The sequence below is a fragment of the Arthrobacter sp. SAFR-023 genome (genome assembly GCF_051965295.1).
Classification (GTDB): Bacteria; Actinomycetota; Actinomycetes; order Actinomycetales; family Micrococcaceae; genus Arthrobacter.
Window position 1 is genome coordinate 1 of record NZ_JBQCMF010000067.1, and the last position, 533, is coordinate 533.

The 533-nt window shown below is 64.5% G+C and carries 1 pseudogene; it reads left to right on the forward strand.

Annotation, left to right across the window (positions count from 1 at the left end):
- Nucleotides 1-533 (forward strand): annotated as a pseudogene (locus ACTHQX_RS21770) (pyruvate dehydrogenase (acetyl-transferring), homodimeric type); the annotation flags it as partial.

The window sequence follows — 533 nt, forward strand, 5'->3', positions numbered from 1 at the left end:
AAAACGGTCAAGGGCTACGGCCTGGGCCCGCACTTCGAAGGCCGCAACGCCACCCACCAGATGAAAAAACTCACCCTCGACGACCTGAAGGAATTCAGGGATTACTTGAGAATCCCAATATCCGACGCCCGGCTCGAAGAGGATCCCTACCGGCCGCCGTATTTCCACCCCGGTCCGGACGCGCCCGAGATTGCCTACCTTCTGGAGCGGCGCAAGGCTTTGGGCGGCCCGGTGCCCGAACGGCGCCCCGGCCCCGGGCCGGTGGAAATGCCGGATCCCAAAACGTTCGACGTCGCCAAGCGGGGTTCGGGCAAGCAGCAGGCCGCCACCACCATGGCCTTCGTCCGCCTGCTCAAGGACCTGCTCCGCGACAAGAAGTTCGGGCACCGGGTTGTCCCGATCGTGCCGGACGAATCCCGGACGTTCGGCATGGACGCGTTCTTCCCGACCGCTAAGATCTACAACCCCAAGGGCCAGAACTACCTGTCCGTGGACCGGGACCTGGTCCTGGCCTACAAGGAATCCGCCCAGGG